Annotated in this window: 18 protein-coding genes and 2 pseudogenes; 10 read left to right on the top strand and 10 right to left on the bottom strand. The window is 65.8% G+C overall.

Features of this window, described 5'->3' with window-relative positions; genetic code table 11:
• Window positions 1-131: 131 nt before the first annotated feature.
• Window positions 132-1,100 (bottom strand): patatin-like phospholipase family protein, encoded by a 969-nt coding sequence (locus QOJ24_RS15135; RefSeq protein WP_526262543.1) that lies wholly within the window; start codon window positions 1,098-1,100, stop codon window positions 132-134.
• A 130-nt stretch (window positions 1,101-1,230) separates the two neighbouring features.
• Here QOJ24_RS15135 and QOJ24_RS15130 point away from each other — a divergent pair, with 130 nt between their 5' ends.
• The gene (locus QOJ24_RS15130; protein ID WP_526262541.1) at window positions 1,231-2,898 is read left to right on the top strand and encodes a SulP family inorganic anion transporter; all 1,668 of its coding nucleotides are present in this window, start codon (window positions 1,231-1,233) and stop codon (window positions 2,896-2,898) included.
• Between the two features lie 28 nt (window positions 2,899-2,926).
• Here QOJ24_RS15130 and lpqV read toward each other — a convergent pair whose 3' ends face one another.
• Window positions 2,927-3,352: a lipoprotein LpqV gene (lpqV, locus tag QOJ24_RS15125; protein WP_526262539.1), complete on the bottom strand. Its 426-nt coding sequence runs from the start codon at window positions 3,350-3,352 to the stop codon at window positions 2,927-2,929.
• Between the two features lie 109 nt (window positions 3,353-3,461).
• Here lpqV and QOJ24_RS15120 point away from each other — a divergent pair, with 109 nt between their 5' ends.
• A complete protein-coding gene (locus QOJ24_RS15120; RefSeq protein ID WP_526262537.1) occupies window positions 3,462-3,977 on the top strand; it encodes a cysteine dioxygenase in 516 nt (171 codons plus the stop codon).
• A gap of 7 nt (window positions 3,978-3,984) precedes the next feature.
• Entirely contained in the window at window positions 3,985-4,359 is a 375-nt protein-coding gene (locus tag QOJ24_RS15115; RefSeq protein ID WP_526262535.1) for a rhodanese-like domain-containing protein, read from the top strand.
• On the opposite strand, the gene QOJ24_RS15110 is transcribed toward QOJ24_RS15115, so the two are convergent.
• Genes QOJ24_RS15110 through QOJ24_RS15100 form a run of 3 tightly spaced genes read right to left on the bottom strand, consistent with a single transcriptional unit; the run spans window position 4,356 to window position 7,924 of the window.
• Entirely contained in the window at window positions 4,356-6,056 is a 1,701-nt protein-coding gene (locus QOJ24_RS15110; RefSeq protein WP_526262533.1) for an alpha/beta hydrolase, read from the bottom strand. The genes QOJ24_RS15115 and QOJ24_RS15110 overlap by 4 nt on opposite strands.
• A gap of 9 nt (window positions 6,057-6,065) precedes the next feature.
• Complete coding sequence (locus QOJ24_RS15105) at window positions 6,066-6,848, bottom strand: enoyl-CoA hydratase (protein ID WP_526262531.1); 783 nt, start codon at window positions 6,846-6,848, stop codon at window positions 6,066-6,068.
• Window positions 6,845-7,924, bottom strand: coding sequence for a 3-hydroxyisobutyryl-CoA hydrolase (locus QOJ24_RS15100; RefSeq protein WP_526262529.1), 1,080 nt, complete (start codon window positions 7,922-7,924; stop codon window positions 6,845-6,847). The genes QOJ24_RS15105 and QOJ24_RS15100 overlap by 4 nt, the downstream gene beginning before the upstream one ends.
• Before the next feature lie 155 nt (window positions 7,925-8,079).
• Here QOJ24_RS15100 and QOJ24_RS15095 point away from each other — a divergent pair, with 155 nt between their 5' ends.
• Entirely contained in the window at window positions 8,080-8,934 is an 855-nt protein-coding gene (locus QOJ24_RS15095) for a Bax inhibitor-1/YccA family protein (RefSeq protein ID WP_526262527.1), read from the top strand.
• 137 nt (window positions 8,935-9,071) lie between these two features.
• Window positions 9,072-9,578: pseudogene (locus QOJ24_RS15090) on the top strand (type IV toxin-antitoxin system AbiEi family antitoxin); the annotation flags it as partial.
• A 390-nt stretch (window positions 9,579-9,968) separates the two neighbouring features.
• On the opposite strand, the gene QOJ24_RS15085 reads toward QOJ24_RS15090, so the two are convergent.
• Window positions 9,969-11,186, bottom strand: a complete 1,218-nt coding sequence (locus QOJ24_RS15085) for an acetyl-CoA C-acetyltransferase (protein WP_526262525.1) — start codon at window positions 11,184-11,186, stop codon at window positions 9,969-9,971.
• 35 nt (window positions 11,187-11,221) lie between these two features.
• Complete coding sequence (locus tag QOJ24_RS15080; RefSeq protein WP_526262548.1) at window positions 11,222-12,148, bottom strand: SGNH/GDSL hydrolase family protein; 927 nt, start codon at window positions 12,146-12,148, stop codon at window positions 11,222-11,224.
• Window positions 12,149-12,379: 231 nt separating this feature from the next.
• Between QOJ24_RS15080 and QOJ24_RS15075 the strand changes: the two genes are divergently transcribed.
• The 4 genes from QOJ24_RS15075 to QOJ24_RS15060 all read left to right on the top strand — a co-directional run bounded on the left by QOJ24_RS15075 (window position 12,380) and on the right by QOJ24_RS15060 (window position 16,706).
• Entirely contained in the window at window positions 12,380-13,441 is a 1,062-nt protein-coding gene (locus QOJ24_RS15075; protein ID WP_526262523.1) for an alpha/beta hydrolase, read from the top strand.
• Between the two features lie 29 nt (window positions 13,442-13,470).
• Window positions 13,471-14,877 carry a cystathionine beta-synthase gene (locus QOJ24_RS15070; protein WP_526262521.1) on the top strand — a complete coding sequence of 469 codons (1,407 nt, stop codon included), beginning with the start codon at window positions 13,471-13,473 and terminating at the stop codon, window positions 14,875-14,877.
• A 140-nt stretch (window positions 14,878-15,017) separates the two neighbouring features.
• Window positions 15,018-15,704 carry an Rv1078 family RDD domain-containing protein gene (locus QOJ24_RS15065; RefSeq protein WP_526262519.1) on the top strand — a complete coding sequence of 229 codons (687 nt, stop codon included), beginning with the start codon at window positions 15,018-15,020 and terminating at the stop codon, window positions 15,702-15,704.
• Window positions 15,705-15,734: 30 nt separating this feature from the next.
• The gene (locus QOJ24_RS15060; protein WP_526262517.1) at window positions 15,735-16,706 is read left to right on the top strand and encodes a hypothetical protein; all 972 of its coding nucleotides are present in this window, start codon (window positions 15,735-15,737) and stop codon (window positions 16,704-16,706) included.
• Between the two features lie 7 nt (window positions 16,707-16,713).
• On the opposite strand, the gene QOJ24_RS15055 is transcribed toward QOJ24_RS15060, so the two are convergent.
• Both QOJ24_RS15055 and QOJ24_RS15050 read right to left on the bottom strand, forming a co-directional pair.
• Window positions 16,714-17,886, bottom strand: coding sequence for an acyl-CoA dehydrogenase family protein (locus QOJ24_RS15055; RefSeq protein ID WP_526262515.1), 1,173 nt, complete (start codon window positions 17,884-17,886; stop codon window positions 16,714-16,716).
• A gap of 58 nt (window positions 17,887-17,944) precedes the next feature.
• Window positions 17,945-18,809: pseudogene (locus tag QOJ24_RS15050) on the bottom strand (alpha/beta fold hydrolase).
• Between the two features lie 46 nt (window positions 18,810-18,855).
• On the opposite strand from QOJ24_RS15050, the gene QOJ24_RS15045 reads away from it, so the two are divergent.
• A complete protein-coding gene (locus QOJ24_RS15045; RefSeq protein WP_526262513.1) occupies window positions 18,856-20,010 on the top strand; it encodes a cystathionine gamma-synthase in 1,155 nt (384 codons plus the stop codon).
• Here the strand turns inward: QOJ24_RS15045 and QOJ24_RS15040 are convergent.
• Complete coding sequence (locus QOJ24_RS15040; protein WP_526262511.1) at window positions 20,002-20,664, bottom strand: GPP34 family phosphoprotein; 663 nt, start codon at window positions 20,662-20,664, stop codon at window positions 20,002-20,004. The two genes, QOJ24_RS15045 and QOJ24_RS15040, sit on opposite strands and share 9 nt — an antisense overlap.

The following is a 20,664-nucleotide window of genomic DNA, read 5'->3' as shown; positions in this document are numbered from 1 at the left end:
CAGAAGCAGATCGACGACATCAACAAGCAACTCCAGGAGCAGCAAAAGCAGGCCGGCCAGGTCCTCGGCAACCTCCCCTTCTGAGACACAACCAAACTCAGCCCAGGCCACCCGGCCTGGGCTGAGTCATGTCAGCTTTCCAGCGCCTTGAGGGCCTGCGCCCCCAACTCGTGGCCGATGTCGATCACCTCGGCGGCGCGATGGAATTCCAGGCTGCGGCAAGCGGTTCGGGGCACCTCGATCAACAGGTCCGGCGGGTAGGCGGCCAACGTGTGACGCGCCAACGCGGCCTGGGCGATATCGATGGTGCGGTTCATCACCTCGAAGCTGCCCATCGTGGGCACCGGTCCGCCGTCGGTTACGTCGTCTGGGTCGTCCTCGTCGGCCATGCTGCTGAACCGGCTCAACATGGCTCGTCCGGTCTGCGTGTCGAGCACCGAACGGGCGGCGTTGGTGTCGAGCAGCGACGAGGTGCTGCGCCACATCCTGTTCAGCCATTCCGTCGTCGCCCTCGGTTCGGCATCCGTCGGCTCGTAGCGGCCGCCCGCCTCGCTGCCGCTCAAGCTGACGGCGATGGTCAGGTCGGCGTTGACGGCCGCGATCGGCGCCATCGGCAACGGGTCGAGAATGCCGCCGTCGGCAAGCAGGCGGCCGTCGAGTACGTGCGGTGTGATGACGCCGGGAATCGCGATGGATGCCCGAATCGCTTCGTCCACCGGACCGCGCTGCAGCCACACCGACTTACCGGCTATCAGGTCGGTCGTCACCGCCGTGTACGGGATCGGCAGTTCCTCGATGGTGACTTCGCCGAGGATGTCTCGGACGGCGTCGAGAATCTTCGCAGCCCGCAACACACCCGCGGCGGTGATCTTCGGGTCCAACAGGCGAAGCACCGCCCGCTGTGTCAGCGACTTCGCCCATTCGGCGAATTCCTCGAGCTTGCCCGCCGCCTGAAGGCCGCCGACGAGCGCACCCATCGACGACCCGGCGATCCCGACGATTTCGTACCCCCGCTTCTGCAGCTCGATGATCACCCCGATGTGCGCGTATCCCCGTGCGCCCCCGCTGCCGAGAGCCAGCGCGACCCGGTTGCCAGCCATGGCATCATTCTGCGCTGCAGCCCACACGCCCCGGCGCCGAGCCTGCTGAGGGATCGCGAATTAACGAGAATTCGCGATCTCTGCGCAGTCTCGGGCGCCACAATCGGATGTGTCCGCGCAGGAATCCAAGGTGCTATCGGCCGTGCGCGGCCTCGGCAGGCCCACACCGCGCGACGCGTTGGCTGGCCTCGTCACCGGTTTGTTCTCCATACCCGAGGGGATGGCCTACGCCAGCATCGGCGGGTTCAATCCCGTTGTCGGGCTCTATTCGGGCGTAGTGCCGGGCATCGTGGCATCGGTCTTGGCCCGCTCGGTGCTCATGGTCACCACGCTCACCAGCGCCATCGCGCTCTCCTCGCGAAGTGTGCTGGCCGAGGAAGGTCTCGACCCCGCGGATCCCGCCAATGTCGCCACGCTGGCCGTCGTCGTCGGCGTTGTCATGTTGGTCTTCGGCCTGCTTCGTTTCGGCGCGATCATGAACTTCGTCTCCAACGCCGTCATGACGGGCTTCAGCACCGGTATCGCGCTGCAGATCATCGCCGGTGTGCTCAATGACGCGACCGGCTATAAACCGCAGAGCGGCAACACCATTGGGAAGTTCATCGACTCGCTGAGACACGTCGGACTGTGGCAACCGACGGCAGTTGCGGTGGCAGTCGGCACCGTCGCGGTGTGGGCGGTGTTCCATTTCGTCAAGCCGTTGAAGTCCTTCGCGATTCTGCTTGCGCTCGTCGTGGTTACCGCAGTGGTCGCCATTGCCCGCGTAGACGTCGAGACCGTCGGAGACATCGCATCGATCTCCAATTCCCTACCACCGCTGACCGTTCCGAATTTCGCCGTGATGCCCCAGCTGCTGGTCGGCGGCGTCGCCGTTTCCCTCGTCGCGCTGGCGCAGGCGGCAGGTATCTCCGCGGCGGTGCCCAACCCGGATGGCAGCCGCAGCAACATGTCCGGCGACTTCACCGCCCAGGGCGCCGCCAACCTCGCGGGTGGCTTCTTCGGCGCGCTTCCCGCCGGTGGTTCACTGTCGAGAACCGGCGTCGCGACTTCGGCTGGGGCGCAAACACGTTGGGCGGGCATCTTCGCAGGCATCTGGCTTGCGCTGCTCGTCCTGATTGCCGGTTCCGTTGCCGAGATCATTCCGATGCCGGTCATCGGCGGCCTCATCTTCGTCATCGGCCTCGAACTCGTGGCAGGCCGACTGCCCGACATCAAGCTCGTGTTGCGCGTCGCACCGATCTCGGCGGTGGCGATGCTGATCACGTTCGCGGCCACCACGCAGCTGCCCCTGCACACGGCGATCCTGATCGGGGTCGTCACGTCGCTCGTCCTCTATTGCGTCAAAGTCGCGAAGTCCGCCCAACTGGTCGGCCTTCGGCAGACCGACGACGGCCACTTCGAAATCGTTCCCGTACCCGAACAATGCGCCAGCAACGACGTCACGGTCCTGCACTACGCCGGGGTAGGGCTGTTCGCCGAGGTGGCCCGCATCGACGAGGAGTGGCCGAAGGTGGCGGGCTCCACGAACGCCGTCGTCGTGCTCAGCATGCGGATGATGCCCGACGTGCCGTCCTCGGTCGCGATCAAGGCGATGCGGCGGTGGGCGGGCGCGCTGCAGGCGCACGGCGGCCGCCTCATCGTCGCGGGGGTGACGCCCGCCGCGGAGCGCATCCTCGTGCGAGGCGGCCTGGCCGACGTGCTCGGCGACGACGGCATCGTGCCCGCCACCGATCGGGTCTTCGGAGCCTTGGACGAAGCCGTCGCCCGAGGCCGGGCATGGATCGCGTGGCGGTCCTAGCCGACTTTCTCTCAGCCGTGATTCGAATTCAGCAGAGCGAGTCCGCGCCCGCCCGAACGGCGACGATGACGGCCGCCTGCCTGGCGGGGGAGAGCTGCGCCCACGGCGTGTTGAATGTTGCGGGCCCCGGCGGTGTGTTGGGGTCCTGGATCGTCTTCAAAAAGGGCTCGATCTGCGATTGACGGTCGCCGCCCTGCTCGTCAATCCAGACCTTCGCGGCCTGGCAGGCCTGCGAGTACTCCTCTTCGGTCGACTCGGCGTCGGCCCCGATCGCCGTGGTGACGCCGCCAGGTGCGACCTCGGTGGCGCCTGGCGCTGGGGTGTGGGTTTCCGGGCTTGACGTGCTCGTCGTGGTGGGCGCCGCCGACGACGGACCGCCCTCTCCTTCCGACGAACAGCCTGTCATCGCCACGATTGCCGCCACCGTCGCGGCACAGAGGGGGTAGGAGCGCATTCTGCCAATCTATGCAACACTCGCCGACGTGATGGAAATGACCGGGATCCGGGGTTGTTGTCAGGCCTAGCCGCCGACCCCCACCCGTCCGTCACTTCCTGGAGCTTCCATGGTTTCCGCCGTCTCCGCCCCTACCCGCCTGCGCGTCCCCGATCTGCTTAATGCTGTCGATCAGGCCGCCGACGGCTTACTCAGCGGCCACTACGACCACCTTCTGCCGGCTGACGGCGTGCCCACCGACGACCGTTGGTACACCCGCATCCACGGCGACGACGAACTCGACGTCTGGCTCATCAGCTGGGTCAAGGACCACGCCACCGAGTTGCACGACCACGGCGGCTCGCTGGGCGCGCTGACCCTCGTGTCCGGCGCACTCGACGAGTTCCGCTGGGACGGTGACGCGTTGCGCCGTCGTCGGCTGAACGCGGGCGACCAGGCGGCGTTTCCGCTCGGCTGGGTACACGACGTCGTCTGGGCGCCGACGCACAGCCTCACCGTCGCCGCGCCCACGCTGAGCGTGCACGCCTACTCGCCCCCGCTTACGGCGATGTCATACTACGAGGTGACCACGCGGAACACCCTGCGTCGCAACCGAACCGAACTCACCGAAGGCCCGGAGGGATAGCGATCTGATGGCCAGCCGCATCGACAAGGTGCTCGACGCCGCCCGCGACCGGTTGCAGCGGTTGCCTGCCAGCGCTGTGCCCGGCGCGTTGGCGCGCGGCGCGATACTCGTCGACATCCGCCCGCAGGCGCAGCGCGACCGTGAGGGGAACGTCGCCGCGGCTCTGGTGATCGAACGCAACGTGCTGGAGTGGCGTTGCGATCCCACCAGCGACGCGAAGCTTCCGGAAGCCGTCGACGACGACGTCGAATGGGTGGTGCTGTGTTCGGAGGGCTACACCTCCAGCCTGGCCGCGGCGTCGCTGATCGACCTCGGGCTGCACAAGGCCACAGACGTCGTCGGTGGATACCACGCGCTGGTGGCCGAAGGCGTTCTCGTTTAAGCGTTCTCGTCGTTGGACAACAGCGGGCGCAGTCGCGCGGTCTTCTCCGGCGTCCAGCCCGGCGGTTGCAGTATCTGTGCCCAGGCGTTGGCGACGTCCTTGATGTAGACGTGGCCGTGTCCGTCCGGAACGTCCACCGCGACAGCCATATCCGCCGACACCTGAAGGAACGTGACGACCGGGATCCACTGCATGCGGCCGGACAGGTCGTAGCCGCGGGGCTCGCGGAGCCAGTCCGGTTCTTGGAACAGCAGGTCCGGATTCCACCAGGCGATCGGGTCCGACGCGTGCTGGAGGTACACCACCCGCGGCAGACCCCACGGGTCTTCGGGACGGGCCAGGTTGTCCGGCCGCGCGACGAAGCGGACGTATTCGCCCTTGTCGAAGATCGGCAGCCACTCCGGCGAATCCGCGTCGCGGTTCTGAGTGAGATCAGACCAGATGGTGTTGTTGAATGTTGGACCGGAGTAGAGGGCACCGTCGGTGCGGGCGACGACATTGTTCAACGACAGGAACGGCGCCTCACCGCCGAACGAGCCAAGGCTTTCACCGAATACAACCAGCTTGGGCCGTTGCCCCTCCGGCATCGCCTTGATCTCCGCGTCGACGGCTTCGAACAGCGCCTGCCCCGCCTGGCGGGCGTTCTCCTTGTCGACGAGGAATGACAGCCAGCTCGGCAGGAACGAGTACTGCATGCTGACGATCGCGGTGTTGCCGTTGTACATGTACTCCAGTGCCGACGCCTCGGCCTCGTTGATCCAGCCGGTGCCTGTCGTCGTCGCCACCGCGACCACGTCGCGAGTCAGCCCGCCGGTGCGCAGGAGTTCCTCGGCGGCCAGTGCTGCGGTGGCCTTGATGCCGTCGGCCGAATGCAGGCCGGCGTATGCGCGGATCGGTTCGATCGCGGGCTTGCCGTTGAACTTCGAGAGTTCGTCGACAGTCGGGCCCGCCGACACGAACACCCTGCCCTGGTGGCCGAGCGACTCCCAGTCGGTCAACGAGTCCGGTCCGCCCGACCGCAACTTCGAGTCCGGCGCGGGGAAGTCGGGGTCGGTCTCGTCGTTGACCGTGGCAAACGTCCTGTTGAGGTAGTCCATCCCGACGCGGACGACGACGCCGTTCAGCAGCGCGATACTCAGCGCAAGGAGTAACATGACGACCACTATCTGCGAGACCCTCGGCGGCGCAACGCGATTGAGCTGTCGTACCAGGAATCGCACGAGCTTGCCGATGAGCTGGCCGATCTCGACGAAGATGAACAACACCACAATCGCGAGCACCGCTGTCAGCGGGTGCTCCCAGAATCCCATCCGGGGCACGTCGTTGAGGTCGCGTACCTCGTCCTGCCAGATGTGGAAATAGATGATCATCAGGATCTGGCCGATGATGCCGACGACCACCACCGCAAGCCACGCCCAGCCCGGCGCGTGGGGGCTGGAGTCCTTTGAGCGCATATATCGCACCAGCCACACGGCGAGGACGCCGATGCAGTAGCCGATCGCGCCGGCCGCGCCGCTTACCAGCCCTTGAAACAGCGGGCCTCGGGGGAGCAGGGAGGGCGTCAGCGACAACCACAGGAACACCAGAGCGAGAACGGTTCCGGTGAACGTGTAGTGCCGCTGCCACCAGGTCAGCTTTTTATCCGGTGGTTCCTGTTGCGGTGGTGCTTCTTCCGTCGCCTCCGCGGTGTCTGTCACCAGGGCAGATTAGCTGTGCGTGAAGTTCGGGGGGCGTTTCTCACTGAAGGCGTTCATGCCCTCCGTTTGGTCAGCGGTGGCGAAAGCCGAGTGGAACAGCCTGCGTTCGTACAGCAGGCCCTCAGACAACGACGATTCGAAGGCCCGGTTGACGGCCTCCTTGGCCATCCGCGATGCCGACAGCGACATCTGAGAGATGGTGGTGGCCACTGCCCTTGCCTCACGGATCAGCTCGTCGGCGGGCACCACGCGCGATACCAGGCCACTGCGGTCGGCTTCCTCGGCGTCGATGGTGCGGCCGGTCAGGATGAGATCCATCGCCTTCGCCTTGCCGATGGCGCGGGTCAGCCGTTGTGACCCACCCATGCCCGGCAGCACCCCGAGCTTGATCTCCGGCTGGCCGAATTTGGCCGTGTCGGCGGCGATCAGGATGTCGCACATCATCGCCAGTTCGCAGCCGCCGCCGAGTGCGTAACCGGCGACCGCGGCGATCAGTGGCGTGCGCACCGCGGCCAGCTTGGCCCACGGCGCGAAGAAGTCCTGGCCGAACACGTCGCCGAAGGACAGCTCCGACATCTCCTTGATGTCGGCGCCGGCGGCGAACGCCTTGTCGTTGCCGGTGATGACGATCGCGCCGATCCCCGGGTCGCTGTCGAGTTCGGCTGCAGCAGTGGTGACTTCGTCCATCACCTGGCTGTTGAGTGCGTTCAGCGCCTTCGGTCGGTTCAGCGTGATGGTGCCGACGCGCCCCTCGCGGTCGACGAGAATGGTCTGGTAGTCCGTCTCGGTCATTGCGTCTCCTCGGGGAAGGTCAGGTCGGGGTTTCGGGGGGCGAAGTACGCGTCGATATCGGCTCTGGTGACCTCGGCCAGCGACGGTGGCGACCATTTCGGGTTGCGGTCCTTGTCGATGACCTGCGCCCGGATTCCTTCGACGAGATCGTGTGAATTCAGCGACTGGCACGTTGTCCGATACTCCTGGCGGAGCACGTCTTTGAGGGTGTCGAGCTTGGCGGCGCGGCGCACGGCTTCAAGTGCCACCGACAGCGAAACGGGTGAGCGAGTCATGATCAGGTTGGCCGCGTCGACGGCGGCGGTGCCGCCAGTTCCACCGGGGGCCGGGCCCGAATCGTGTCCGCGCAACGCGGCGACGATGTCCTCGACCGTGTCACCCGCGTAGCAGTCGTCGATCCATTGCTGCTGCGCCAGTAGCTCACTCGGCGGCGGTTCGGTCGCGTACGAGTCGAGCGCAGCGTCGATGCCGTCGGCGACGATGGCGTCGGAGAAGTCGCCGAGCTGGTCGTGGGGGACGTAGCGGTCGGCGAAGCCCATGGCGATCGCGTCACCTGCGGCGAACGGCGCGCCCGTCAGCGCTGCGTGCAGGCCGAGCAGGCCGGGTGCCCGCGACAGGATGTACGTGCCGCCGGCGTCGGGGATGAAGCCGATACCGACCTCGGGCATCGCCATTTTCGTGGTGTCGGTGACGACGCGGACGCTGCCATGCGCGCTGACGCCGACGCCGCCGCCCATCACGATGCCGTCCATCAGCGAGACGAACGGCTTCGGATAGCCCGCGATCTGAGCGTTCATCAGGTACTCGTCCCACCAGAACGACGTCGCAACGCTGTGGTCGCCGAGGGCGCTCTTGTAGACGACATCGACGATGTCGCCGCCCGCGCACAGGCCCCGCTCGCCTTCGCCGGACAGCACGACGGCCGAGACGTCGTCGTCGTGCTCCCATTTGGTCAGTGCCTGAGAAATCGCCGAGACCATTGCGGGGGTCAGCGAGTTGATGGCCCTGGGCCGATTCAGCCTGATCAGGCCGAATCCACGGTCGACTGTTACTAGGACATCCTCGTTTTCGCCCACGGAATGCAATCTAGATCGTGACCCGTCCGTGCTGCACCGCGGGTAAGGTTTCCTGTGAAAGACCTGGGAGGTTTTTTCGGGAACCTCCCTTGGTGACCGATCGTTGAGTAAGTGTTCGTCAGTAGGCGAACGACAGCACAGGAGAGGAACCGACGGTGCGCGAGAGCAGCAACCCGGTATTTCGTTCACTGCCCAAGGGGCAAGGTGGATATGCGCAGTTCGGTACCGGAGCCACCGGCGCCGGTGCGGCCGCAGTACAGGCAGATCCCTATGTGACGCAGTACCCCGACCGGCAGCAGACCGGGGTGTCGCGTCCGATGACCATCGACGACGTCGTCACCAAGACGGGTGTCACGCTCGCGGTGCTGTCGGCCGTTGCGGTCGTCTCGTACTTCCTGGTCGCGGGCAACACCGCGCTGGCGACGCCCTTCGTTCTGGTCGGCGGACTCGGTGGCTTGGCCCTGGTGCTCATCGCCACGTTCGGCCGTAAGCAGGACAACCCGGCGATCGTGCTCAGCTACGCCGCACTCGAGGGGCTGTTCCTCGGTGCGATCTCGTTCGTGCTCGCCAACTTCTACGTCTCCGGCGCCAGCGCCGGCGCCCTCATCGGGCAGGCGATCCTCGCCACCATCGGCGTGTTCGTCGGCATGCTCGTCGTCTACAAGACCGGCGCGATCCGCGTGACCCCGAAATTCACCCGGATGATCGTCGCAGGCATCTTCGGCGTGCTCGTCCTGGCGCTTGGAAACTTCGTGCTGGCGATGTTCGGTGTCGGCGGCGGTGAGGGCCTCGGCCTTCGCGGCAACGGCCCGATCGCGATCATCTTCTCGCTGGTGTGCATCGGCTTGGCAGCGTTCAGCTTCCTGCTCGACTTCGACGCCGCCGACCAGATGATCCGCGCAGGCGCGCCTGAGAAGGCCGCTTGGGGTGTCGCTCTCGGCCTGACCGTGACGCTGGTCTGGCTTTACATCGAGATCCTGCGTCTGCTCAGCATCTTGCAAAGCGATTGACGACCTACCACTAGAAAAGCCCCCGGTACGCCGGGGGCTTTTCTGCTTTGCCGCCGAAACTGCGCACAGATCGCAATTGATCCACAGTTTGCGATCTGCCAGCAGACTCGGCGGGGTCAACGCGCGAGAGTCGAGCCATGTCCATGCTCGACAGGCCGTTTGTCGGTAGTGAAGCACTGGAGTGCGGGCTCGTTCGTAGGCACGAGTTGCGGACCCGCTATCGCCATATCTTCCCGGATGTCTACCTGCCGAACGACGTTCGGTTGACGTTGCCGCTGCGCGCTCGCGCGGCTTGGCTCTGGTCTCATCGGCAAGGCATCATCGCCGGGCTGACTGCGTCTGCATTGCACGGTGCCAGATGGGTCGACGACCTGGCGCCAATCGAGTTGATATGGCCGAACGCCAGACCCGCACCCGGCATTCGAACGTCTGATGTGCGTCTTCACACAGAAGAATCCAGTGCTTTCGACGGCATGCGAATTACGACTCCGGCGCACACGGCGTTCGATATCGCCCGACGGAGACCGCTCAACGCGGCCGTCGCCAACCTCGACGCACTCGGAAATGCCACCGGGTTGACAGCCCAGGACGTTTTCCGGATCGCGAGAAGGCATCGCGGATCTCGCGGACTGCGCCAGCTAGCGAAAGTCCTCGACCTGCATGACCCTGGGTCGGCATCGCCGAAGGAAACATGGTTGCGGCTCTTGGCGATTGGCGCAGACTACCCACGACCGCAGACCCAGATTCCGGTGGTGAGCGCCGACGGCTGTCGACGGTATTTCCTCGACATGGGGTGGCCAGATCTGATGTTGGCGCTCGAATACGACGGCGAACAACATCGCGTCGACCCAATTCAGTACGCGTATGACATTCGGCGCTCAGAGGATCTAGACGAACTCGGGTGGACGCGGCTGAGGGTCGTCAAGACGAACACCGAAGCGGACGTCCTCCGTCGTCTCGACCGCGCATGGCGCTCGAAACTGCGGGCATCGCGAAATCTCGTGAAAACGCGATCTGTCAGCAGGCTCGGTGTGTCAGCTGAGGCGCTCGATGATCATCGCCATACCCTGGCCGCCGCCGACACACATCGTCTCCAGGCCGAACGTCTTGTCCTGCGTCGTCAGGTTGTTCAGCAGCGTGGCCGTGATGCGCGCACCCGTCATGCCGAACGGGTGCCCCAACGCGATCGCGCCGCCGGAGATGTTGAGCCGGTCGAGGTCCATGCCCAATTCGCGGGCCGACCCGAGCACCTGAACCGCGAACGCCTCGTTGATCTCGTAGAGGTCGATGTCGTCAATCGTCATGCCCGCGTTGGCGAGTGCCTTGCGCGTCGCCTCGATCGGCCCCAGCCCCATGATCTCGGGCGACAGACCGCTGACGCCGGTCGCCACGATGCGGGCCAGCGGCGTCAGGCCGAGCTCCTTGGCCTTCTCGTCGCTCGTCACGATGACGGCTGCCGCACCGTCGTTCAGCGGGCATGCGTTGCCGGCGGTGACTGTTCCGTTCGGCCGGAACACCGGCTTGAGCTGGCTGATCTTCTCGTATGTCGTGCCTGCCCGCGGCCCGTCGTCGGTGTTGACCTGCGATCCGTCGGGCAGCGTCACGGGTGAGATCTCGCGGGCGAAGAAGCCGCTGTTGATCGCCTCTTCGGCACGGTTCTGGCTGCGCACGCCCCAGTGGTCCTGCTCTTCGCGGCTGATGCCGGTGTGCAGCGCGACGTTCTCGGCGGTCTGCCCCATGGCGATGTAGACGTCGGGAAGCACGCCGTCGGCACGGGGGTCATGCCACTCGTCGGCGCCTGCCGATGCTGCCACCGAACGTTCTTCGGCGTCGGCGAACAACGGGTTGTGCGAGTCGGGCCAACCGTCGGAGGTGCCCTTCGGGAAGCGCGAAACCGTCTCGACGCCTGCGGAGATGAACGCGCTGCCCTCGCCGGCCTTGATCGCGTGAAACGCCATCCGCGTGGTCTGCAACGACGACGAGCAGTACCGGTTCACCGTCGTGCCGGGCAGAAAGTCGTATCCGAGTTCGACGGCGACGGCCCTGCCGATGTTGAAGCCCGCCTCGCCGCCCGGCTGCCCGCAGCCCATGATCAGGTCGTCGATGTCCTTGGGGTCGAGCGACGGCACCTTGTCCAGCGCAGCCCGCACCATCTGTGCGGCCAGGTCGTCCGGCCGCATGTCGACCAGCGACCCCTTGCCCGCACGGCCGATCGGAGAGCGTGTTGTCGCGACGATGACGGCTTCTGACATGACGGCTCCTCAGTAGTGGCTTACTGGAAGAGAACTTAGCTGGCGGGCACCACGATCGGTGCAGGGACCCCAGTCGATCGCTTCCACAGTCGGCTGACTCCGCCGAGCCGCGACAGCAGCGTGTTGACGTCGGCGGCCCTGGCCTCCAACGGGGACTCGGGTTCGACCGTTGTAGTGAAGTCGCCCAACGCATTACACAGCGCGGGCACTAGCTGCTGTGCGGCGAGTTCGTATCCGGCGCCCGACGGATGGAACATGTCGTCCGAGAAGTACCGTTCCGGCGCCAGCCTGAAGTCGGTGGTCATCAGGTCGGCCAGCGGGACCGGCACGCCGCCTGATGTACGCACCGCCGCTGCCTGCGCACGGGCCAGTCGCAGCCCGCGGGTGCGCGCGACGGTCCGCAGCGGCTGCGGAATCGCGGTGATGACGCCGAAATCCGGGCATGTGCCGACGACGACGACGGCACCGCTGGCCCGCAGTCGACGCACCGCCTTACCCACCCGTCGGGCTGACGGGCCGATGCCGTGGAGTTTGGTGATGTCGTTGGCGCCGATCATGATCACGGCCGCATCCGGCGCCGGGCCCGCGACGAACATCGCGTCGATCTGGCCTGAGAGTCCCTTTGAGGTGGCGCCGACGATCGCCTTGGTGCTCAGCCGGATCCGTTGGCCGGAGATCTCGGCGAGAGTGCGGGCGATCATCACACCTGGCACTTCTTCGGCGTCGCGGGCTCCGTAACCGCAGGCCGTCGAGTCGCCGAAAACCATCAGGTGCAGGTCGACCGGCATTCCGCGGTGCCAACGCTCGACCGGACCACCGCCGAGCGAATACACGCCATCGGCCCGCGGCGGGATGTCCCACGACTTCGGAATGACGCGTCGGGCCGCCTCAGCCTGTCCGCCCAGGTAACTGCGGGCTCCGACATAAGTGCCCGTCGACGCGAGTGTGGCCGCGGCCGCCATGGCGACTGTGGACCGACGCGATGCGCGATTCCTCACAAACCCAGTTTATTGGGCAAATCTCGGGATATCCGCGTGGCGAGTCCAGTTCGACGGTCACGGTGCGGTATCAAGTCCGGTATCGAATCAGTTTCTTTGATTGTTGAACTGGTTATCGATGTCAAGCTAAGTTATCCGGACTGGCCGAGCAACGAGCCACCCCCGGGCACTACAGCGTCGTAGGAAGTGGTGGCGATGACGGCACCAAGCAAAGTTCCGAGTACCCCGCGCGCTGCAATCAGCGCAGCTAGAGGGCATAAACCTCGTAAATTTCCGGTCAGCGACGGGGCGCCGGTAGAGGTAGTCGAGGACGGCCCGAGCCTGCAGGGACGGCTGCTCGCACTGGCCGCAATGCTCACGATCAAGCCAACTCTGGCAATCGGTAGCTACGCACCCCGCGTACCCTGGCCGTTCGGCCTTGTGGACATGGCGTGTCGCGTGCTGAAGCCCGCACCCGGCACCGTCCGGGCCACGATATCGCTGCCCAACTGCAACGCCCAGCTGGTCCGCGCCGCGGGCGTGCTGCCTGCCGACGGCAAACGCCGCATCGTGCTCTATATGCACGGCGGCGCGTTTCTGACTTGCGGCGTGAACAGCCATGGCCGGTTGGTCGAGACGCTGTCCAAATTCGCCGACAGCCCCGTGCTCGTCGTCAACTACCGGATGATCCCGAAGCATTCCGTCGGCCAAGCGCTCGACGACTGCTACGACGCCTACAAGTGGCTGCGTCTGCGGGGTTACGACCCCGAACAGATCGTGCTCGCCGGCGACTCCGCGGGCGGATATCTCTCGCTCTCCCTCGCCGAGCGGCTGCAGCAGGAGGGGCTGGCCGGTGAATCGCCCGCCGCCATCGTCACCCTGTCGCCGCTGTTCGAGATCGACAACGAGGCGCGCGCCAACCATCCGAACATCCGGTCCGACGCGATGTTTCCGCCGAAGGCTTTCAAGGCCCTGGTAGAGCTGGTGGAGGCGGCCGCGGCGCGCAACGCCGTCGACGGCAAGGTCGAAGACGTCTTCGAACCTCTCGACCACATCGAGCCGGGGCTTCCGCGCACCCTGATCCATGTTTCGGGGTCCGAGGTTCTGCTCAACGACGCCCGCAAGGCGGCGCACATGCTTGCGGCTGCAGGCGTACCGGTCGAGGTCCGAGTGTGGCCAGGGCAGATGCATGTATTTCAGATCGCCGCACCTGCGGTGAAGGAAGGCACCCGGTCGCTGCGCCAGATCGGCGCCTACATCCGAGAGGCCACCTGGTAAGCGTTTCCGCCGCCTGACACGATGGACGCATGCGCATCGCCCGGCACCTCAGTGAGCTCATCGGCAACACCCCTCTTGTTGAGCTGAACTCGGTCGTCCCCGAGGGCGCCGGCAGGGTGGTCGCCAAGATCGAGTACCTCAACCCGGGCGGCAGCTCCAAGGACCGCATCGCGGTGAAGATGATCGACGCGGCGGAGGCCAGCGGCGAACTCAGGCCGGGCGGCACCATCGTCGAACCGACGTCGGGCAACACCGGTGTCGGCCTCGCGCTCGTTGCGCAGCAGCGCGGGTACAAGTGCGTCTTCGTCTGCCCGGACAAGGTCAGTGAGGACAAGCGAAATGTGTTGCGCGCGTACGGCGCTGACGTCGTGGTCTGCCCGACCGCGGTGGCGCCCGACGACCCGGCGAGCTATTACAGCGTCTCCAACCGGCTCGTCGAGGAGATCGACGGCGCGTGGAAACCCGACCAGTACTCCAACCCGATGGGACCTGTCAGCCACTACGAGACAACGGGTCCCGAGATCTGGAATGACACCGACGGCACGGTCACCCATTTCGTCGCCGGCGTCGGCACCGGGGGCACCATCACCGGCGCAGGCCGGTATCTGAAAGAGGCGTCCGCGCAGCGTCCAGAAGGCGCGGTGAAGGTCGTCGGCGCCGATCCGGAGGGCTCGGTGTACTCGGGTGGCACGGGCCGGCCCTACCTCGTTGAAGGTGTCGGCGAAGACTTTTGGCCGTCGGCGTACGACCCGACCGTGCCCGACGAGATCATCGCCGTCTCCGACGCCGACTCGTTCGACATGACACGGCGGCTCGCCCGCGAAGAGGCCTTGCTGGTCGGCGGATCCTGCGGAATGGCCGTGGTCGCCGCGATCGAGGTCGCACAGAAGGCTGGACCGGATTCGCTTGTCGTCGTGCTTCTGCCCGACGGCGGACGTGGTTACATGTCAAAGGTTTTCAACGATGCGTGGATGTCCTCGTACGGCTTTCTGCGCAGCAGGCTCGACGGATCGCTCGAGCAGGCGACGGTTGGCGACGTGTTGCGGGGCAAGTCCGGTGCGCTGCCTGATCTGGTGCACACCCACCCGTCGGAGACTGTGCGTGACGCTATCGGCATCCTCCGTGAGTACGGGGTCTCGCAGATGCCGGTCGTCGGAGCCGAGCCGCCGGTGATGGCCGGTGAGGTGGCGGGCAGCGTCTCCGAGCGGGAACTGCTCTCCGCCGTTTTCGAGGGCCGCGCGAAGCTGGCCGACGCAGTCTCCCAGCACATGTTGCCGCCGCTGCCGTTGATCGGCGCCGGCGAGATGGTGAGCCACGCGGCGAAGGCACTGCGCGACTGCGATGCCGTGATGGTGGTGGAGGAAGGCAAGCCGGTCGGTGTGCTGACTCGCCATGACCTGCTGGGGTTCCTGTCCGACGGCACCACCCGCCGCTAGCGGTTGCGGTAAGCCGAATTACGGCCAAAACGCCTGCACACGACACCTTTGGCGAACCTTGCCGAAGGCGCTGCGCTGGGCCAATTCTCAGGTAGATTAAGCACGCTCGTTCCCAGCTAACGAAAGACTGGAAGGCGTCCATGACCGATCAACCGCCACCTCCGCCTGGTAATTACCCCCCGCCGCCGCCACCACCGCCAGGTGGATACCCGCCGCCCCCTCCGCAAAGTGGAGGCTTCCCGCCCCAGCAGGGCGGAGGCTACCCGCCGCAGCAGGGCGGAGGCTACCCGCCGGAGCAGGGTGGCGGATTTCCGTCGCAGGCCGGACCGGGTGGAGCATTGCCCAAGGAGGCGTACACGCCGTGGGGCACCCGCGTGTTGGCGTACATCATCGACTACATCCCGGTGTTGATCCTCGAGGGCATTGGCTGGCTGTTGCTCGTCGGAACGCGCGAAACCGCTTGCGTCACAGACACATCGGAATACGACCTCGGTGAATTCTGCGCAACCGGCGCATCGACGATCGGGCAGCTGTCGATCGCTCTCACCGGTTTGATCGCACTCGCCTACGTGATCTGGAACCTGGGCTATCGGCAGGGCACGACGGGCTCGAGCATCGGCAAGGGCATCATGAAGTTCAAAATCGTCAGCGAGAAGACCGGACAGCCAATCGGTTTCGGCATGTCGATCGTCCGTGAGCTCATCTACCTGGTAGCCGCGGGTCTCTGCGGAATCATCTGGCTGGTCGCCGTCCTGTTCCCGCTGTGGGACGTAAAGCGGCAAACTCTCGTCGACAAAATCATCTCCACAATCGCCGTACCCCTGTAAGGGCTCAACTCTCAACTTCGGAAGGTCCGAATGAACAATCCACCACCACCACCTCCTCCTGGCGGCTACCCGCCGCCGGGACAGGGCGGTTATCCGCCGCCGGGACAGGGCGGCTATCCACCGCCGGGACAGGGCGGCTATCCGCCGCCGGGACAGGGTGGTTATCAACCGCAGCAGGGTGGTTATCCGCCGCCACCGCAGCAGGGTGGGTATCCGCCGCCACCGCAGCAAGGTGGATATCAGCAGGCGACCGGGGGTTACCCGCCCACGGGGCCGCCGGGATACGGTGGCGCACAACCATATAGCGTTGGTGAGGCGTTCTCCTGGGCGTGGAACAAGTTCACCAAGAACGCGGCCCCGCTGATCATCGCCACGCTCGTCTACGGTTTGATCATCGTTGTCCTGCAGGTGATCGTGAACCTCCTGCAGGCCGCCGTCAGCCCCGGAGTGAGTGACTACTCGTCAAGCGGAAGCGGTTTCTCGTACTCGTGGAGCACGACGTCCATGGGTCTCGGCGGGATTCTCATCTCGATCGTCGGCTGGTTCGTGTTGCTGATCGTCGGTGCGGCAATACAATCCGGCTACATCGGTGGTGTGCTCGACATCGCCAACGGCCAACAGGTGTCGGTTGGGTCGTTCTTCCGGCCTCGCAACATCGGCCAGGTCATCATTGCGGGATTGATCGTCGGCGTCATCACGACGATCGGGTTCTTCCTGTGCATCATCCCTGGCGTGATCGCCAGCATCATGCTGGTCTTCACCATCGTCGCCCTGCTCGACCGCAACCTGTCACCGGTCGACGCGGTGAAGACCAGTTTCGACCTCAGCAAAGCCAACTTCGGCAATGTGTTCGTGACGTGGCTGGCCATGGTCGCGACCGCGTTCGTCGGTGCGCTGCTGTGCGGTGTCGGCCTTATCGTCGCCGTTCCTGTCGCGGCGTTGATCCTGGTCTATGCCTGGCGGCGGCTCAGCGGCGGCCAGGTCGCACCGCTCACCCCGTAGCTGACGTTCATCGGAAGGCGCTGACTCCTGTCAGCGCCTCTCCGATGACCAGCTGGTGTACCTCGGACGTACCTTCGTAGGTCAGCACCGACTCGAGGTTGTTGGCGTGCCGAAGCACCGGGTATTCCAGCGTGATTCCGCTGGCGCCCAACAGGGTTCGGCATTGCCGCGCTATCTTGATCGCTTCCCGGCAGTTGTTCAGTTTGCCGAAGCTGACCTGTTCCGGGCGGATTCGTCCCTCGTCCTTCAGCCTGCCGAGGTGCAGTGCCAGCAGCTGCGCTTTGCCCAATTCAACCGCCATGTCGGCGATTTTGGCTTGTGTCAGTTGATATCCCGCCAGCGGCTTGTCGAACACCTCCCGGCTGCCCACGTATTCGATTGCCGTCTCCAGGCAGTCCCGTGCGGCGCCTACGCTGCCGAACACGATGCCGAACCTGGCCTCCGATAAACATGCCAGGGGACCGGACAAACCCCGCGCCTGCGGCAGCTGCGCCTCGGCAGGCAAGCGGACGTCGTCGAGGTGCAGCTCCGAGGTCACCGACGCCCGCAGCGACAGCTTGCGCTTCATGTCGGTGGCGTTGAATCCCTTTGTTCCGCCGGGTACCAGGAAGCCGAGGACACCTTCCTCGGCGCGGGCCCACACCACCGCGACGTCGGCGACCGAGCCGTTGGTGATCCACATCTTGGAACCGTTGAGAATCCAGTCCGAGCCGTCGCGCCGTGCCGTGGTGCGCATGCCGCCGGGGTTGGAGCCGAAATCGGGCTCGGTCAGTCCGAAACAGCCGATGGCGTCGCCGGTGGCCATCGCGGGCAGCCACTGCTCGCGCTGTTCCTCGCTGCCGTGCCGGTGAATGGCGAACATCGCCAGCGAGCCCTGCACCGATACCAGGCTGCGCAGGCCGCTGTCGACCGCCTCGAGCTCCTGGCAAACCAGCCCGTACGCGGTGGCGGTCGAGCCGCCGCAGCCGTAACCCTCCAGATGCATGCCGAGGATGCCCAGCTTGCCCAGGTCAGCGGCCAACTCCCGAACGGGGACTTCGCCGGCTTCGAACCATTCTGCGATGTGCGGCCGCAGCCGCTGTTCGCCGAACCGGCGGATGGTCTCCCGCAACTCCTTGTCCTCGGGAGTCAGCAGGGCGTCGAGGTCGAGCAGGTCATCGATGGGGGCCGTAGCGCTCATGATCCATGTCTACACCCCCTAAAACCGTGACCCGGATGGGTCCCGCGACGCGAACAGGTCAACCTTCCACGCCGGGTTGCGACCGCTGACTCTGTACGCCGCAGTGGGTGCCGATCCAGTCCAGAATCAGATCGGCGACCGTCTCAGGCCGCTCGTCGAGCAGCCAGTGCGATGTGCCTTCAAGAACCTCGAAGCGGTAGTCGGCGACGACGTAGTCGGCGCAGCCGGGCGCACTTTCCCTTCAGCGCGACGTCGTTGTCACTCCAGACGTACAGCGTCGGCACGGTGACCACCTTTGCGGTCTCTCGTGGGCTGCTGAACGGAATTCCGCGATACCAGTTAAGCGCGGACTTGAGCATGCCGGGCTGCGCAAACGCCGCCACCTCGGCTTCGGCCAACTCGGGCGCTGACCGCGACGCGATGAATTCCGACTTCGCGCGTCTGCTCAACAGCAACCGCTCCGGCAGCCACGGCAGCTGGAAGAAGAGCATGTACCAGGAGAACGCCGCCTGGCGGCTGGTCGCTACGGCCTTCAGGAACGCCGCGGGGTGTGGCACAGACAGCGCAGACAACGTGTGCACGCGTTCGGGAAACCGTTGGGCGACATACCAGGCGGCGGCCGCGCCCCAGTCGTGACCGACCAGGTGCACCCGCTGCGCCCCGACGCTGTCGATCAGCGTGACGATATCGCCGACCAGTTCGGAATCGCGGTAGTCGCGCCTGCGCTTCGGCCGGGCGCCGGGGGAGTAGCCGCGTTGCAGAGGCGCCAGGCAGCGGTAGCCCTGCGCCGTCAGCCGTTCGATGACCGGCTGGTACATCGCGTTGCTCTCAGGGAAGCCGTGTAGGAGCACGACGGCCGGCCCGTCGGCAGGGCCGGAGTCGATAACGTCGAAGACGAGGTCGCCGCGGCGGAACTGTTCCATCGGCTGACGATATCCGGCGCACGGCCTCTCGTTAGGCTGGGCTGCGATGAGCGAATACAGCAGGTGGCGAGGTCTGTCCACCAAGGCGATCCACGCAGGATTCCGTCCCGACCCGCAGACCGGCGCCGTCAACGCGCCGATCTACGCCAGTTCGACGTTTGCCCAGGACGGCGTCGGTGGGCTGCGGGGCGGGTTCGAGTACGCCCGCACCGGCAACCCGACCCGCGCGGCGCTCGAGGCTTCGCTGGCCGCAGTGGAGGAGGCGACGTTCGGGCGCGCATTCAGTTCGGGGATGGCCGCCACGGACTGCGCGTTGCGCGCGATACTGCGCCCAGGTGACCACGTGGTGATGCCCGACGACGCCTACGGCGGCACCTTCCGGATCATCGACAAGGTTTTCACCCAGTGGGGTATCGACTACACGGCGGTGGCTTTGTCGGATCTCGACGCTGTGCGAAACGCCATCACGTCGAAGACCAAACTGGTCATCGTCGAGACACCGACGAACCCGCTGCTGTCCATCGCCGACATCAGCGCCATCGCTCGCATCGCCGCGCCTTCGAACATCAAGGTGTTGGTGGACAACACTTTTGCCTCGCCTGCGCTGCAGCAGCCGCTATTGCTGGGCGCCGACATCGTGCTGCACTCGACGACCAAGTACATCGGCGGGCACTCCGATGTCGTCGGCGGCGCGCTGTTGACCAGCGACCAACAACTCGACGAGGCGTTCGCGTTCCTTCAGAACGGGGCGGGTGCGGTGCCGGGTCCGTTCGACGCCTACCTGACCATGCGCGGGCTGAAGACGTTGGTGTTGCGTATGCAGCGGCACAGCGACAACGCCGCGCTGGTCGCCGAGTTCCTGGCGAACCATCCCGCGGTCGATACCGTGCTGTACCCCGGCCTGCCGAACCATCCTGGACACGAGGTCGCCGCAAGGCAGATGAGTGCATTCGGCGGCATGGTGTCGGTTCGGCTGCGTGGAGGCATCGAAGCCGCACGTGAGTTCTGTTCGCGGACAGAGGTGTTCATCCTGGCGGAGTCACTCGGCGGCGTGGAATCGCTGATCGAGTACCCGGGCGCGATGACGCACGCGTCCACTGCAGGATCCCAACTCGAGGTGCCCGCCGATCTGGTCCGGCTTTCGGTGGGTATCGAAGACGCGACGGATTTGCTCGCAGATCTGGAGCAGGCGCTAGGTTAGTGCGGGCCGCACCGCCGACGCGGTGACCGCGAGGTTCATCTCGGGCAGCGCCGTTTCGTACTCGTCCACCCAACCGCCGCCTGCGATTTCGCTGGCGCGCATGTGAACCCACCGCCAGCCGCGTTCATTCAGGCTCAGCAGCGCGCCGAGGCCGTCGACGGCGTGCAACAGCGAAATGATCGCCGCAGTCGGCGGTGTCGGTGGCTCGTTGTCGAACAGGGCCGACAGCAGCCCCGAGCGGGCTTGTGTCACCCGCTCGCGGTTGACCACCGGCCATGAGGGCGGATGGTGAAACCGCTTGCCGTTCAACTGAACACGCCGGATTTGCCCGGTGTGCTCGAGGAAGCCGGCGATGTTGTCCTGCACTCCCCGGCGCAGCTTGGACACCGCGGCGGCCGGAGTCAGCGGCCGTCGTGCCAGCAAGTCGAACGCCGGGTCCATGATGGGATCCAGCGGCAACGGGCCGGCCAGGGCCACCAGTCGCCCCGGGGCGACGGCCTCCCCGTTCATCGAGGGACGGACCCGGCACAGCAGTGCCAAATCCAGCAGCACTGCCCCCGCCAGCACTCGACTGCGTCGGGTCCGGTCGAGACCGGGCTGCCCGTCGGCGTTGTCCAACAGCAGCAAGAACATGTCCTCGGCGATCTGCGCCAC

The sequence above is a fragment of the Mycobacterium sp. genome, assembly GCF_032159775.1.
Taxonomy (GTDB): Bacteria; Actinomycetota; Actinomycetes; order Mycobacteriales; family Mycobacteriaceae; genus Mycobacterium.
The sequence above is the reverse complement of the archived record's forward strand: the minus strand, read 5'-3'. Positions and strand labels throughout refer to the sequence as shown.

What these genes read in the sequence shown, in the direction of transcription:
- QOJ24_RS15120 (WP_526262537.1), top strand. Translation starts at nt 3,462, where the DNA reads ATGGTTTCCGCCGTCTCCGCCCCTACCCGCCTGCGCGTCCCCGATCTG.
- QOJ24_RS15055 (WP_526262515.1), bottom strand. Translation starts at nt 17,886, where the DNA reads ATGAGCGCTACGGCCCCCATCGATGACCTGCTCGACCTCGACGCCCTG.
- QOJ24_RS15075 (WP_526262523.1), top strand. Translation starts at nt 12,380, where the DNA reads ATGACGGCACCAAGCAAAGTTCCGAGTACCCCGCGCGCTGCAATCAGC.
- QOJ24_RS15135 (WP_526262543.1), bottom strand. Translation starts at nt 1,100, where the DNA reads ATGGCTGGCAACCGGGTCGCGCTGGCTCTCGGCAGCGGGGGCGCACGG.
- lpqV (WP_526262539.1), bottom strand. Translation starts at nt 3,352, where the DNA reads ATGCGCTCCTACCCCCTCTGTGCCGCGACGGTGGCGGCAATCGTGGCG.
- QOJ24_RS15065 (WP_526262519.1), top strand. Translation starts at nt 15,018, where the DNA reads ATGACCGATCAACCGCCACCTCCGCCTGGTAATTACCCCCCGCCGCCG.
- QOJ24_RS15060 (WP_526262517.1), top strand. Translation starts at nt 15,735, where the DNA reads ATGAACAATCCACCACCACCACCTCCTCCTGGCGGCTACCCGCCGCCG.
- QOJ24_RS15045 (WP_526262513.1), top strand. Translation starts at nt 18,856, where the DNA reads ATGAGCGAATACAGCAGGTGGCGAGGTCTGTCCACCAAGGCGATCCAC.
- QOJ24_RS15085 (WP_526262525.1), bottom strand. Translation starts at nt 11,186, where the DNA reads ATGTCAGAAGCCGTCATCGTCGCGACAACACGCTCTCCGATCGGCCGT.
- QOJ24_RS15115 (WP_526262535.1), top strand. Translation starts at nt 3,985, where the DNA reads ATGGCCAGCCGCATCGACAAGGTGCTCGACGCCGCCCGCGACCGGTTG.
- QOJ24_RS15080 (WP_526262548.1), bottom strand. Translation starts at nt 12,148, where the DNA reads ATGGCGGCCGCGGCCACACTCGCGTCGACGGGCACTTATGTCGGAGCC.
- QOJ24_RS15105 (WP_526262531.1), bottom strand. Translation starts at nt 6,848, where the DNA reads ATGACCGAGACGGACTACCAGACCATTCTCGTCGACCGCGAGGGGCGC.
- QOJ24_RS15070 (WP_526262521.1), top strand. Translation starts at nt 13,471, where the DNA reads ATGCGCATCGCCCGGCACCTCAGTGAGCTCATCGGCAACACCCCTCTT.